Here is a 14,416-nt window from a genome sequence, read left to right on the forward strand (position 1 = left end):
AAGAATAATGTGATCTGATGAATAGAAGCCGTTACCAAACAGCTTCTAATTTAATAGCGTAGCAAATAACATCTCTCTTCGATTTAACCTCAGCGCCCTAAAACAACCGATAGCCACTAACAGCTGTTTAACCAGTTCTAAAGCCGATTCACAATACAAACCAACCAGTGTGATATAATGCTCGCTATCAAAGAATGCTTATCTTACCGATGAATGCTTATTAAAGCATGCAGGTATAGAGCATAAACATTACTATAGTCAAAGCGAATGTTTTTTACGGACGGCTGTCGAGCGATGAGCTCCAGTGGCACTTTCTTACAAGTAAAGGTTGCTACTGTAGGGCTTGCTATATCAGATAAATGCTCCATGCATTAACTGCATCTCCAGCTTCTGTGGTGGTCAAGAGCGACGACAACAAACCCTAGAAGTTATTCGCGAAGAGTATATAAGATACAGCGTTAAATTTAGGATATTGATTGTGAATAGTGCTGGATTAAGGTTATTTTACCTCACAGTTTTAACTGCCCTTACCGGGTGCACACAACTCCCTGCCCAACTCGGTTCAAGTGAGACCATCTTTCTTCACCTTAACCAACGTGTATTACTTAACCAGCAACTCAATCAATATCGTGATCAAGCACCAGTACTGGAATATATTCAAACTTGCACGATTCAAACTGGGCAAACCCAGTTATGTGGATTTGCTTATAGTGATCACTTGGAAAACTATCTAATTATTGAAGTCTGTCCATCAAGACAGCTATTAAGCCAACAACCCAATCTACCAATGGATAACTATGAAGGTATTTATACCATTACCCCCAATGGTCAGGTTAGCCATTATCCCTGGTATGATAAGCAGTTTAATCGTTGGAATTGCTTGGCTAAACGAGGAGATTCCAGTGAAGAAGCCAAATATGGCGTCATGTTAGGCAGCAACAAAAACAGTATTCAGGCAATTGGCTATCGCTACCAAATAGAAGCACAGCAAGGTGTTTATCAATTACAAACTACTCAAGATGGGAAATTAACTGCTATTAATCGTTAAATTAAAACCAACTTTTACAACCAAAAACACTAACCTATAACTGCAAGGTTAGTGTCGTGTAGATAAACTCAGTATCGCATTTTGAAAAATAAATACTAAAAATATTATTCAAACATAATTGCATTTATAATTCCCTCTCACTTTAGCTTAAACTGAGTATACTCACCTAATGGGCACCATAGACTTGCTATAGCAGAGTACCCCAAGGACCGGTGTTCGGAGTGATCAGACCACTCCGACACCATTTGTTGTGTTTGCCTTTTTTTACGAACTCGCTTCGCTTTATTAGACTTCTCATGAACACCACCCTTTTTCAGCAAAGGTGATATAGCGATTGGATTTCGCCAGCTAATTTTTCGCTTAGCCATGGTATTTTCCTTTTCTATATAATGAGATAATGAGCGTGGGTATAAATGCCATATATTTCATGTACAGATATAACTTAACCTCTGAAATAGATACGGCATGTGAATGGTGCATGTGCAAAATCAATGACTTCACACATATACCATTTGTCATAATTTCATAAAAGCTATGATAATTATGATTAATTTTTCAAATGATAAATTTCAAGCCAAAGTAACCCACTGAGGTTAATAACAAGTAACCACAGTTAATGTTTAAACTAATTCACAGCCCAATATTACAAACTTGCAAAACTAGAGCCTAAGATGCTCATCAACACCTTTATGCAATATAAAGTGACTAGCACCCCAAGTATTTAACTAGGATTTTAGCTAGTGATTTTTTAGCTTGTATAAACAACTGTTGACATTCTGATGTATATCTAACACATCAGGTGTAAAATATACATCAGCTGAAAGCATTTCATCAGCAAATAATACGCAAACCACTCAACTTACATTATTCAAAATGAGTATATAATGCTAATGCCCAAGCACAGAATATGAAGATAATAACAATACATCTCTTAGTTAATGAGAGATCATTGTTACATTTACCCTAAATTAAAGGCATAAAAAAACCTGGCCATGGCCAGGTTTTTTCTGGCTTGGGCAAAATCTGCTTTGCCCAAGCACGAAGTGTACTCAAGCAATCACAGTGATAGCATTTTGCAACCTGTAAATTTAATCATGAGTACACCTCCTCCAAATTCATAAAATCGATAGATTAAGCCGTCGCCGGCTAACACTAAATAGATACAACTGGCGGTAATTTTAATATTCATTTAAATTATGTCAAGCATTTTTTTGCCATTCATCATTTTTCTACTGTTTTTTTGCCTCCCATGCTCTCTGTACCAATGATACCCAAGACTACAGTCTTTAGTTGACTAACTTCATTCATAGCCAACTTGAATACTTTATCAGGTATAAAAAATCTTGGCTTTCCAAGGAGGTATTCGGGCAAATATAATACTAAAGTAGTATTACCCAATTGTTACCTTATCAGCACAATACAATTAATCGCACTTTTTTATAGATTGTACTCTGTTCTTTAACAATGTTGTTGAATCACCTTTAACACAGCTTGTGTATATTGGGGTAAAAAGTCACTTTAAACAGCAAGTGATATTATATCCTTTCAGAAGACATGGTGATGACAAATACAATTCAAGTGGAAAGCCACAAGGTTGAAGTAACAGATAAAGCAAACAGGTAAGGGAGGTGTAGCAAATACAAGCGTCTGCTAACCTGACACAACAGACAGCGTTCTGATCGACTACTCAACCAAAAACCCTTACCTTAATAAAAGCAGTTGCGATTATTACTAAATGTGGCATGCACCCATTGATTCACCCAGCTGTAGTCTGTTATTAAAGCAGCTCGATTTAGACGGAGAAGTAAGTGATGTACGATTTGGAAAGTCAAATCAAGGAAGTTGAACAAGAGCTAAACACCCAAACAGAAAGTCAAGCCTCAGTTGCGGCTAAACTGTCATCTGCTTTGGATAAAACACTGGACGAACAAACCCTTGATATTGAAAACGCTAAACTCAATGAGGTATGGGCCAATCAAGAGAAGCTAAATACCAATATCGCTTCACTTATTATGGGGTTAGACCAGGTCACAAACCAGTTAGGCACCGACTTCGATGCTTTGCGAAGCCAATCAGGCTTGGAAAAATTTATTGGCATTTTTAGCAGCCAAAAAGCAGATGAAATGCGCGCTGACCGGATTAAAGAAGCCGATATTAGTGAAAACCTTAATGACCTGATTGTTCAATCAAATAAAATTGTGACTATTTTACAAGGTCAGGAACAAGTATTGATAGAGCAATTAGCTAAGGGCGAACAAAACTTAACCTATACTATTGAGCAGCGCCAGCAAACCGTTGAGTCACTTGAACAAGTAAGACAACAGCTCAACCAGCTTGACCCCAAACTCATTGACCTGGAAAACCAAATCAGTGAAGCAGCCGATCCTGCTAAGCGAGCAACACTGGAAGCTGAGCTACATGAGCTAAACAAACAATACAATACACTACGCAATCAAGAGCAATCTTTACTGGTTAAAAGCCAAACGTTGGAAAAATACATCGATATGAACAAAACCAACGTAGATTCTCTCCATAACCAAAAAACGGCTCAGCAAGTATTAATTGATAAGCTGAAAACCGATACTGCACAGCGCGTGATTTTATTTGAACAGTACCAGCACTCTTTAAAAACCTCTCAACAACAGGATGTTGCTCATCGCTTAAACGAAATTGGCTCAGCGGTTGATCGGAAAACTCAGGAAGGTATGGCACACATCGCTTCCGCAACAAATAACCGGTTAGTGGAAATGATGGAAAGTCACTCAGGTGATATGCAAGCCTCCAGAGATATCATGGCGAAGAAAGCCCGAGCAGATGAACGCTTTATGCGTCGCTTCCATAATGTTGTTGCTAAACACGACTCCGCCAACTACGACCAGTAAAGTAATAAACTATTGGTTGTTCACACAACCTCCTTCCGCCGGCTTTAGGCCGGCACACTAACATATATTGTTGTAGTAGGATGTCGAAACAATGCACTCGGATTCTGATGCCGCCACTGCTCATAACTGGTTACTTGATTCCCCAGCAACAACCCGTGCTTATTTCAAACAACTTACCACCATTATCAGGCAGCTATGCCAAATTACCTCACAACAAATCAGTCATAGTGATAACCTCGATGATCAAGTTACACTGGACTATTTAAAAGCACTAAAGAATAGTTTTATCGCATTATCAGCCAAATATCAGCTTAATGGCCTGGTAAATCACCGACAAACCTCTCACCTGCTAGTCAACCCAACTGATTCAGGTCTACCTGTTAGGCAAACCTTGCTGGAAATGGAGTTAGACTATGGAAACAGAGCAGCATTAACTAGCAAGTACCTGCCAATCAGTGAGTTAAAACAACAGCTGGTAGATTACTGTTTACAACAAAAAAAAATTTCTCGGGATCTTCAGTACGAAATTGCCCAACAGGAATACCACCAATTATTAGAGAGTGACACACTATTTTATCCCAGTAATTCACCTCGTCTACATCAGATAGCCAAACATGAAACAGAATCTTCAGGTACCCAGCATTATTTTATGCACTGGGCTGTTTATGACACCAGCAAACATATTCCCAATATTTACCTGTTGTATTTTGATACTTCTCATCCCCTAAACCTGACTGAAGATAATGCAGCCTGGCAAAAGCTGGTTGATCATTTATTAAATCAATCCTTATCCACGTTAAAACTAGTTACTATTGCTACCGAGCTAGATAAGCAGTTTCCATTAATTCATCCGAAATTACTAAAAAGAATTCATGTAGGCCCACTGTATTTAAACAACATGACCCAACATAACCAGGCAGTACAATCTTTATTTAACCATGCCCCAAATGATAAACGCTGGTTATTTGCTTGGTCAGTAGAAAGCTTATTCTCAAAGGGGATTTCTGAGGTAGCCAAAGGTTTTTTCGGTCGTCAGCAAAAACAAGTTTATCATGTCGACCACCATGACTCTGATGCATTTGAAGCAGGTGCCTCAGCGGTAGAACAAAGCATTATTTTACCTTACGAAGCTTATCAATTACTGGCGGAAATGCCAGAAAACCCGCTACACAATGTCAATAAATACATTGTTTCCGCTACTGGTCACTTAATTTATATGTAAGGAAACCCAATGGAAAGTAAACAATTAGTCGAAATTAGCGAACAACATATTAAAAAGCACAGCCAAAATGTATACGGCACTTTAGTTGAATTTCAACACCGTTATCAACCCCAACAAACAGACCAGTCATCGCGATTAAGGCGTAACACCTTACCTGGTACCTCAGCAACGGGTTTTGTTGAACAAACCCAAACTATAAAACTGATTGATCGGATTAGCAATATCACCCCAGACCATCCCTTGTTGACCGACCAGCAACATCATTTAATGACTGTACTGCATCGTGGTTTAGCCATTGCCACGGCGTTAATAGATGAGTTCAGTAAATTAACCGGCTTAAAACAACTGCAGGAAGACAACGCCCGTGGTACATTGGAAAATAGCCTGCAGCAAAAATTTAAATCACTATTACAAACCAGTGCTTTCATTAGTTTACATGCTTTCGCTGAATTTATTGAGTTTAAATATGCCCAAGCACCAAAGCGGGTCAGCTACCCAGAGCTAATATTGGATATCCAACTTTCTTCCCCACTTGCCTCTGTTAAACACTGCCTTGCACAATATTATCAGCTAATTGATCAATATGTGAAAACCGATGATGATTTAATTGGTTACAGTGTATTTTTTGCTGACACCCTACTGGATGAATTGGCTCGCTTCAAAGGTAGCTTAGCCAATGTAGACAATTTCCAAGCCTATAATTTCCATGTAGTGGCAGATGACTTTAATGTCAATGGTTTAGAACGGCAGCAGCAAAGACAAAAAAGCCAGGCCCTGACCATGACGTTTAAGAAACCAGAAGAAGTGGTTGGTAACGCCATTGCTAAGTATCAAGCCCAAAAATTGGCAAAAATGCTAGTATGCTACGATTTTAAACAACAACAAAATCCCTTTGCTGAATTAGGTGGTTTTATTTTCACCTTTATGGGGGATGGTAAACCCGGTACCGGTAAAACCACACTGATTCAAATGTTAGCCGGATTACTCCACCAGTATTGTGAAGTGGCAGGTTATCCTTTTTACTATGAAAACTTTGGCCCTGATAATATTGACTCATACCAAGGAAAATCAGGCCAAAATGCCAAGCAATTTATTCGTAATATCATCAACCCTCAAGTTATAGGTTTTGGCACTATTGACGATATTGATCAGGTTGCAGGCAAACGGGGGGATAAACAAAGCTCCGCCGGCCAACAGGAAGTCACTGCGGTATTAATGGAATCATTTGCAGGGTCTGGTACTCGTGTATTGGGCAACTGCAGTTTTGGATTATTTTCTAACTACCCGGAAAATGTTGATGATGCTTTGCGCCAAAGAGCCAGCGCACGGTTTTTGATTGATGGGCCACAAACACAAGCCGATTATATTGATATTTTAGCCTTATTATTAGGTAACAATCATGATATCCCAACAGGCGATGTAGAGTTATTTGCCAGCCAACAAATCCAACAGCTAATTCAATCCAACTACGAGCAACATAACCTCCCTCAGGAAGAAAAGCTGCTGGATGTATATCAACAAACAGTTAACCAGCTGGGGCCATTAGATTCGCTGGAGAAACTTGGTCATTACTTAAAAAATATCCAACAGGCCGATGAGCGCTTTACTGGCCGTGCTATCAAAAATATCACTGATGCGGTAAAAGTCCGGAGTATGGATTTTGATATGCCAGACGAATGGTTTGCCGAACCACAGCTATTCTTGCACAAGCCATATGATGAAAAACTGCAAATGATTAAATCCCTTCAGCAGCCTATTACCTCAGCAATGGTGCTACAAGAAGTCAACCGCTATGCAGACTCTGAATTCCGTTATGCGGCCTCATCTGATGATGCCTACATTGCCGATCGTGTAAGACAACTGACGTTAGAGCAACAAGTGCAACAACAATTTGCTAACCAACAGCTCGCGACGAATAAGTGAAGCAAGAGACCTTCTAATGAAACTGGATAGCGTCCCAGAACAACTGCTTTATGGTGACTTAATGGAAGTCACCAGTCCTCATTTAATTCACCGCTATAATAGTGCACTCAAGCTATTAACTGGAAAAACCACCCAATTGTCGTTTTTCCATATTGACTGTAGTGGTTATTCCCCTGAAATAGCCACAGAACTAGATACACCAGACTATCTTGATGATGCAGGGGCTAACCCAAAATTCATTTTATTATCTATTGAACAACAAGACTTACCCTCTCTGAGTGAGTACTTTTCCTCCACTAGCGACCTATTAAAACGATTTATTAATGATAACTACTTAGCTTTATTTACCCTGACAGCCTTAGATGCAGTTTATGGTGAACTAGACAACAGGCTATACCGCATTCAGTCAATAGAAGATATTATCAATGTCGATGAGGTGCACTTTCAAATTGATACCCCCAAGCAGCTGATTTCTCAGGCACTCAATTTACAACAAATGATTGATCAGCTGCTGAACGAAGATGACCAACTCTGGTTAGATGATGAATATCTACAATCGATTATTCAACTGGGCAAAACCGTTGGTAATGTGCAATTGAATAAGGTGATTCCTGATACCCTCAGTTACCAGCAAAACAATTACTTTACCAGCCACATGGGTGGTATTTACGTTTTTAAAGATACCCGTCCCAAACCCACTTTAATTACTTTGGATCCGCAATTTGCAACAGACAAATTACCTAATCATTGTAAGCACATACATGGGCATGAATACCAAAAAGTTTTCCAGTTTTTAATCAAGTATGGCTTGATTGAACCACTGCAAAAAAAGAAATTGCAACAAAAAGTCGATCAATTACGCTTTAAAAAACATCAAGTGATTATTGACTACCTGATTTCCCTTGACCAACACTGCGACAAACCACTTGATGAATTTCAGCTGAAGCAGTTTATCAATCAAAACTTTGAAGACTTACCAGAAAGCTTTCATAAACTGCATGATTTAGTGGCTGCCATAGAGCGACAAGAAAAAACCATTCCCAACAAAGATGAGTTACTGTTTCATACCTGCCAAGTCACCAATAGCCCAAGAGCCCAACAGTCTTATCGTACTATAAACCACCTGTTGAGCCATTACACACCTTATAATTATTTACGGTTATTTATATTTAACCGTCCTTACTTTAATGCAGCATTCAGTCGATGGCCTGAAGCCAAACAACAATATGTTATGGATTACCTAAGACAACACCAGGCAATGATTGAAGAGAAACAAGGTATAGGTATAGTAAAAGGGAAATAAGGCCCTTATTTAAGGGCCTTACCCACTATGTTATTTGCGGATCACTTTCTTTTCAGCCTGATAATCAGCAATTTTTATCGGGCTATTCTTGCTCATGTATTCTGTCAACACATCAGCGTCCACAAAACCACTATTGACATAATTGGGGTGATTATCCAGTTTTGGATAACCATCACCACCTGCGGCTATATAACTGTTTATCGCCAAACGATAGTTTTTCGCAGGGTTGATTGGTTTATCGTTAATCGTTGCTTTTATCAGTCTACCTTGTTTTATTAACAAGTTAACCCCAGAAAACTGAGCAAAAGCCCCAGAGTCTGCTGGCTTAGCCGCAACTACCCTTAAATAATTCAACAATTCTTTGCCTGTTAAATCCACTTTAACAACGATATTGCCAAATGGCTGTACTTGTAAAATATCCTTATAGGTAACTGAACCTGGCTCAATACTGTCACGAATCCCACCTGAATTCATTACTGCCAAATCAGCGTGCATTTTTTCCTGTTGAGCCTGAGCAATCAGCTCACCTAAATTAGTTGGCTGAAAACGTACCACATGGCGATCACCTTCCAGCTTGCCATCCAGGCTAGCCACCTCTTTACTTAATCCAGCCTGTCCTTTTTCTTGATAAGGCGCTAAAAACGCTTTTATTTCACGGTCCTCAGCTATGGCTTTCCCCATTAATACCCGTTCTTCTTTATCGCCCTGCTTGACCTTTTTCTTTAAATTAACTGGAATTAGCTGGTAATTGGTCAAGGTCAATTCACCATTTTTAAATTCAAAATCAGCACGACCAACATACTTGCCCCACTCATAGGCTTGTAAAATTAGCGTGTTATTTTGCTTGTCTGGCTTAAATAATGGGTCTTGTGAATGCCCCCCGACAATCACATCCAATCCATTCACTTGCCTGGCTAAACTCACATCACCTGGTGCATTAATGCCATGTTTGGCATTTGGATAATGCCCCATATGCGTTACAGCAATAACCATCTGCGCCTGATGCTTTAATTCAGGCACTAACTGACTCGCTTCCGTAATGGGGTTTCGAAAGTCTATTTCATCAATAAACTCCGGGTTACCTAATTTAGCCGTGTCTTCTGTAGTTAAACCTAAAACAGCAACTTTCAAACCATCTAAGTTAAAAATAGTGTAGGCAGGAAACAAACGTTTACCTTGTTGATCATAAATATTGGCCGAAAGAAATGGAAAATCGACCCAAGACTGTTGTTTACGTAATACCGCTAATGGATTGTCAAACTCATGATTACCTAATGCCATGGCATCATAGCCTAAACGTGCCATTCCTTTAAAATCTGGTTCAGCATCTTGCAGATCTGACTCAGGGACTCCCGTATTAATATCCCCACCGGATAATAACAACACATGGCCACCCTCAGCAGTGACTTCCTGACGAATCTGATCGATTAAGGTCTTTCTAGCTGCCAATCCATACTCACCATGGCGGTTAGACCAAAACCGGCCATGATGGTCATTAGTGTGTAACACTGTAATTTTGTAGATTTTTTCAGCATCATACGACGCAGGCAACCAAGCACAACTGGCCATGGCGACTGCTGCAGCTGCTAACACCCCTAGCCGATACAAACGAGACTTCATTATATATTTCATATGCTCTACTTATTTTCTCAGTTTCCTAAGCAGCGGCTACTATACCAAAACCATTTGTCACGCTAAATACATAAAACAACTGATCTGAACTAGAATGGTAAGGTAATAAATAGAAAGGTAATTGGAAGATACCATTAAGACTCACCCCTGACAGGCGCTCGATAGCAACATGAATTGCGGTATCAGTTGCTAAACAATATTAGAATGAGGGCTAAAGAATGCGTATATGGTTATTTCTCGTAATAAGCCTAAGCTTTCCCCTATTCGGAGCCGAGCCCGTTAATTTTTGTGATGATGAAGCTGGATGGCCCCCTTACTACTACCACCCCCGAGTAGATGGCAAACCCGATCGGAGTAAAATTGTTGGATTCAATATTGACTTAATGAAAGAAGTCGAAAAAATAACTGGGCTTAAATATACACTTGAATTAATGCCTTGGAAACGCTGCTTAGACTCCGTAGCCAATTTTGATAAAGAGAAGAAGTATGAAGCCTTCATGGACGGCACTTACAATAAAGAACGTGCTGAAAAATATTATCTAACCACCTCCGTTTATGAGACTCACGAAGGTATTTGGTTTTCTCAAAAAAAATATCCTGATGGCATTCCAATCACAAAGTTTACTGACTTAAATAATTTTAGTATCTGTACAATACTAGGTTATAACTCAGATATTTGGTACGAAAAGTATCAAATAAATAAAACCAAAAAGTTTGTTTGCTGCCCTAAGGATCCATTAGGCGCTTTGAAAATGGTGTCCCTGGATCGCTGTGACTTATTAATTAGTAGTCTGGAACCCATCTTTGGTAGTGTAGCTATCGGCCAATATACAATCCCAAAGGATATTAAAGGTATTCCATTGATAGGAGCTGAAACAATCAATTTTTACTGGTTTGTATCGAAAAAATCCCCCAGAGCTTATGAACTGACAACTAAATACAGTCAAGCTATTACCATTTTGAAAAGTAATGGTGTAGCAGAAAAGATTCTTCGTAAATACATTCCTAAGTAAAAAGGGTAATTGACCAATACGTGGCTATGATCTTCAGCAAATATAGTAATAGCCCTATTGCGCGAAAGTTTCTATTCATAACAATAGGCGTGAGTACATCCATTGCCTTAATAATAACCATCTCCCAATTATTATATGATTACTACCAAGATATACAACGCATAGAAAGTACCCTACAGCAAATAAAAACAGCTAATGTCCCAAGCCTTGCTGTATCAATTTGGGAAGTCAATGACGAGCAAATAATCATACAAACCAAGTCGTTACTTAATATTCCAGAGGTAGAGCGTGTCGAAATTCTTCAACTGAATAGAGATACTATATCCCAAGGGACAATTCCACTAGATGCTAAAAATTATATTAAAGCTTACACTTTCAAATTAGAATTTAAAGATGTCAACAAAAAAGAAACTACCCCTTTGGGTGAGTTAAAAATATACTATAATTTTAAAACAATCTACTCAAGATTACTAAAAAAACTAGCTTTGATATTTTTTTCAAATTTTGCAAAAACACTTATTGTTTCATTCACCATATTATTTATTTTTTGGAGGCTAGTCACCAAACACATTGTTAGCATTTCAAACCAATTAAACCAGTATGAGGAAGTATTTGATCAAAAGTTAACAATTTCGCTCAATCACCAAGAGAATTTAGGCGAAATTAATGAGCTTATTATGACCATTAACAAACTGTGCAGTTATGTTTCAGAGTTAAAGTCCGATTCTCGCTCATCTGAAACGAGTGAAGCACTTACCAATGAGTATTATTTATTATTCAATACAAAACAAAACTTTGTCACTGGTTTAATTTCAGCCATTAATGAAGCATTAATAAAGGCTTTAAAAGACTTAAGCGAATTAACATCCATCGTTGAAAAAATCAATCAAAAAGACATAAAACATGAAGATACAAATAATTATATCCAGCAATTAATAGAGAATATAGAGACCTTTAAACACAAATACAGCCAGTTTTCAACATTATCAAACCGAATAAAACTCGTCTATCCACACAGTATTACCAATAAACAGCTCTACTACAAAAGTGACTTGATCGACCTTTGTAACAAAGTGTCTTCATTCATCAAGAAAAATGACTTAATCATAGATGATCAAATTGTATTCAGCGCAAATATTGAATCATTTAAAATAGCATTACAAATTATTTTTTCCCTCATTAACGATATCGACAATCCACAATTAATACAAACTCGTATTTCGAAACAAAGTATGAATATGCATATAGTGATATCCTATGTGCTAGTGCATAAACCTGACGATAGCAATCAAACGTTATTGAATAAAATAGACTTTGCAATAAGCGCTATTGACACTTATATCAAAAGTCAATTACAGGGCCATTTTTATCGTGAATTAGTTGGCGAGTCACAAGTAAAATGGGTGATTAATTTTCCCTCTCAAGTATAACGCATTGATGCTATCTTTCTAAAAGCACTCTACTACATTGATAGGAGAAACGCCCAGTTCTTGTAACACACCCGTGGCATTATCCAACGAATGATATAACTTTTCATGGCCATATTGATCAGTTAATGGAAACTGATGGCCCGCAAGATCTTCAATGACGACAGCCCAACCATTTCCCATTAAACTGGTTTTCAGCAGCCCTTCCCTCACTTGATGACATTCCACCATAGTTTGTAGTTTGGCATATTCCATATTCACACCTATAACTATGATTACTTTGTTTAGTATAGCTAATACAAACCTATAGTACGCATGACGAATAACTGTCATATGAGGTTAAATTAATGGATATACTACGCATTGTGGAACGGCTTCTAGTAGTATTAATCTGGGGCTTAACTATCTATTTGGGTTATCGACTATTTTTCATGAGCCAGTAACCAGGTTTTCATCAAGCTCGCCAATTGCTTTATCTCATCTTCACTGAAGCAAGCCAGCATTTGTCGTTCATTTTCAACATGGGCATTAACAGCTGTATCAACTAACTCCAAACCCTTTTCAGTGAGTGCAATCAATAAACTTCTACGGTCTGTCGCTGAGGGTAAGCGCTTAATAAACCCCCGTTGCTCAAGCTTATCTAACCTTGCAGTCATGGCTCCAGAGGTTAACATCGTGGTGTTGTACAACGTCGTAGGGGTGAGTGGTTCACCGCCTCTTTTTAAAGCAGCCAATACATCAAATTCAGCAATGGTCAAACCATACGACTTAAGCACAGCTTTTATCTTCGGCTCAACCATACTATTCATCCGGCTTAAGCGACCAAAGATAGCCATAGGGCTCACATCCAAGTCAGGCCGCTGTTGTTGCCACTGTTCCAAAACCAAGTCCACGTGGTCTTTTTGCATACACTCCACCATTGATGAAAAATCTGAGCTAGTCTGCCAGTGCTTAATGGTTTTTTAAAGTATATCTTTAAGTAAAGACACTTGACGTTATCTTTAAGCTAATTTACTTTATATAAAGATATTTTATGTAAAGGACTTGTTGTACGATGAAGTACGTAATTGCAGCACTTACTCCAATTTTCTGGGGAAGTACCTACGCTATCGTTAGTTTATGGTTAACTGATTTATCACCACTATGGGTAGCAACCTGGCGTGCCCTACCTGCAGGTATCTTACTTATCTTATTCATGCCCAAAAAACTCCGTGCGCTTCCAGTGAGCGCCGCCAAACTTACTGGATTAAGCTTCATCAATATCACAGCTTTTTTTGCCTTATTATTTATCGCTGCTTATCGACTACCTGGATCAGTTGCCGGTACACTCACTTCCACGTTACCACTCCAGTTGCTGCTACTTAACTGGGTTTTCAATAAAATAAGGCCGGCTTGGTCCTGGTTATTGCTTTCATTACTTGGGCTGGCGGGTATTTTTCTATTATTAAACCCCTCTGCTAACTTGGACCTGATTGGCGTCATGGCTGCCTTAGGTGCCACATTACTAATCGCCACATCGGCTACCTGGGTACAGCGTTGGAAAATTGAAAATATTGTGGGTTTAACGGGTTGGCAGTTGCTGATAGGTGGCCTGCTACTTGTGCCACTTGCCTGGATAGTTGAAGGCCCTGTGCAATTTCCCGCTATAGATCAAGTCCCTGCTCTTTTATGGTTAAGCTTGGCCAACACTTTATTAGCTTATTTGATCTGGTTTTGGTCATTAAAGCATTTAGGCAGCCATATTATTGGTTTATTAGCTTTGCTTAATCCAATCACTGCCGTGGCACTTGGTCTGTTATTGGTAGATGAATCACTTTCCTTGATCCAATGGTCAGGAGTAGCATTAGTATTAAGTGCACTTATTTTAATGAAATTTATCAATAGTAGAGCGCTAACAAATCCTACCAAAACGCCCCCTTCAACTACACATAAAGCCGCTTAAAACCAATAATGCAGCAGAAAATTC

General features: G+C 38.8%; 12 protein-coding genes. 8 read left to right on the forward strand and 4 right to left on the reverse strand.

Features of this window, described 5'->3' with window-relative positions; translation table 11 throughout:
- Positions 1-478 precede the first annotated feature (478 nt).
- Positions 479-1,048 (forward strand): hypothetical protein, encoded by a 570-nt coding sequence (locus G4Y78_RS17610; RefSeq protein WP_163834271.1) that lies wholly within the window; start codon positions 479-481, stop codon positions 1,046-1,048.
- A 137-nt stretch (positions 1,049-1,185) separates the two neighbouring features.
- Here G4Y78_RS17610 and G4Y78_RS17615 read toward each other — a convergent pair whose 3' ends face one another.
- Positions 1,186-1,416, reverse strand: coding sequence for a hypothetical protein (locus tag G4Y78_RS17615; protein ID WP_163830645.1), 231 nt, complete (start codon positions 1,414-1,416; stop codon positions 1,186-1,188).
- Positions 1,417-2,856: 1,440 nt separating this feature from the next.
- On the opposite strand from G4Y78_RS17615, the gene G4Y78_RS17620 reads away from it, so the two are divergent.
- The 4 genes from G4Y78_RS17620 to G4Y78_RS17635 all read left to right on the forward strand — a co-directional run bounded on the left by G4Y78_RS17620 (position 2,857) and on the right by G4Y78_RS17635 (position 8,378).
- Positions 2,857-3,930: a coiled-coil domain-containing protein gene (locus G4Y78_RS17620; RefSeq protein ID WP_222937522.1), complete on the forward strand. Its 1,074-nt coding sequence runs from the start codon at positions 2,857-2,859 to the stop codon at positions 3,928-3,930.
- Positions 3,931-4,021: 91 nt separating this feature from the next.
- Positions 4,022-5,152 carry a hypothetical protein gene (locus G4Y78_RS17625; protein WP_163834272.1) on the forward strand — a complete coding sequence of 377 codons (1,131 nt, stop codon included), beginning with the start codon at positions 4,022-4,024 and terminating at the stop codon, positions 5,150-5,152.
- Positions 5,153-5,161: 9 nt separating this feature from the next.
- Positions 5,162-7,075, forward strand: a complete 1,914-nt coding sequence (locus G4Y78_RS17630) for an ATP-binding protein (protein ID WP_163834273.1) — start codon at positions 5,162-5,164, stop codon at positions 7,073-7,075.
- 16 nt (positions 7,076-7,091) lie between these two features.
- Positions 7,092-8,378, forward strand: coding sequence for a DUF6638 family protein (locus tag G4Y78_RS17635; RefSeq protein ID WP_163834274.1), 1,287 nt, complete (start codon positions 7,092-7,094; stop codon positions 8,376-8,378).
- Positions 8,379-8,408: 30 nt separating this feature from the next.
- On the opposite strand, the gene ushA is transcribed toward G4Y78_RS17635, so the two are convergent.
- Positions 8,409-10,010 carry a bifunctional UDP-sugar hydrolase/5'-nucleotidase UshA gene (gene ushA / locus G4Y78_RS17640; protein WP_230425611.1) on the reverse strand — a complete coding sequence of 534 codons (1,602 nt, stop codon included), beginning with the start codon at positions 10,008-10,010 and terminating at the stop codon, positions 8,409-8,411.
- A gap of 218 nt (positions 10,011-10,228) precedes the next feature.
- Here ushA and G4Y78_RS17645 point away from each other — a divergent pair, with 218 nt between their 5' ends.
- Positions 10,229-11,023, forward strand: a complete 795-nt coding sequence (locus tag G4Y78_RS17645) for a substrate-binding periplasmic protein (protein ID WP_163834275.1) — start codon at positions 10,229-10,231, stop codon at positions 11,021-11,023.
- 89 nt (positions 11,024-11,112) lie between these two features.
- Complete coding sequence (locus tag G4Y78_RS17650) at positions 11,113-12,453, forward strand: hypothetical protein (RefSeq protein ID WP_163834276.1); 1,341 nt, start codon at positions 11,113-11,115, stop codon at positions 12,451-12,453.
- An 18-nt stretch (positions 12,454-12,471) separates the two neighbouring features.
- On the opposite strand, the gene G4Y78_RS17655 is transcribed toward G4Y78_RS17650, so the two are convergent.
- Entirely contained in the window at positions 12,472-12,705 is a 234-nt protein-coding gene (locus tag G4Y78_RS17655) for a hypothetical protein (protein ID WP_163834277.1), read from the reverse strand.
- 167 nt (positions 12,706-12,872) lie between these two features.
- On the reverse strand, positions 12,873-13,358 hold the full coding sequence (locus tag G4Y78_RS17660) for a MarR family winged helix-turn-helix transcriptional regulator (protein ID WP_163834278.1): 486 nt from the start codon (positions 13,356-13,358) through the stop codon (positions 12,873-12,875).
- Between the two features lie 146 nt (positions 13,359-13,504).
- On the opposite strand from G4Y78_RS17660, the gene G4Y78_RS17665 reads away from it, so the two are divergent.
- Entirely contained in the window at positions 13,505-14,392 is an 888-nt protein-coding gene (locus G4Y78_RS17665) for a DMT family transporter (RefSeq protein ID WP_163834279.1), read from the forward strand.
- The last annotated feature ends 24 nt before the right edge of the window (positions 14,393-14,416 follow it).

It is taken from the genome of Spartinivicinus ruber (assembly GCF_011009015.1).
Taxonomy (GTDB): domain Bacteria; phylum Pseudomonadota; class Gammaproteobacteria; order Pseudomonadales; family Zooshikellaceae; genus Spartinivicinus; species Spartinivicinus ruber.

Excerpts from the sequence above, each read along its gene's own strand:
- G4Y78_RS17615 (WP_163830645.1), bottom strand. The coding sequence starts at position 1,416 with ATGGCTAAGCGAAAAATTAGCTGGCGAAATCCAATCGCTATATCACCT.
- G4Y78_RS17625 (WP_163834272.1), top strand. The coding sequence starts at position 4,022 with ATGCACTCGGATTCTGATGCCGCCACTGCTCATAACTGGTTACTTGAT.
- G4Y78_RS17630 (WP_163834273.1), top strand. The coding sequence starts at position 5,162 with ATGGAAAGTAAACAATTAGTCGAAATTAGCGAACAACATATTAAAAAG.
- G4Y78_RS17635 (WP_163834274.1), top strand. The coding sequence starts at position 7,092 with ATGAAACTGGATAGCGTCCCAGAACAACTGCTTTATGGTGACTTAATG.
- ushA (WP_230425611.1), bottom strand. The coding sequence starts at position 10,010 with ATGAAATATATAATGAAGTCTCGTTTGTATCGGCTAGGGGTGTTAGCA.
- G4Y78_RS17645 (WP_163834275.1), top strand. The coding sequence starts at position 10,229 with ATGCGTATATGGTTATTTCTCGTAATAAGCCTAAGCTTTCCCCTATTC.
- G4Y78_RS17655 (WP_163834277.1), bottom strand. The coding sequence starts at position 12,705 with ATGGAATATGCCAAACTACAAACTATGGTGGAATGTCATCAAGTGAGG.
- G4Y78_RS17660 (WP_163834278.1), bottom strand. The coding sequence starts at position 13,358 with ATGCAAAAAGACCACGTGGACTTGGTTTTGGAACAGTGGCAACAACAG.
- G4Y78_RS17665 (WP_163834279.1), top strand. The coding sequence starts at position 13,505 with ATGAAGTACGTAATTGCAGCACTTACTCCAATTTTCTGGGGAAGTACC.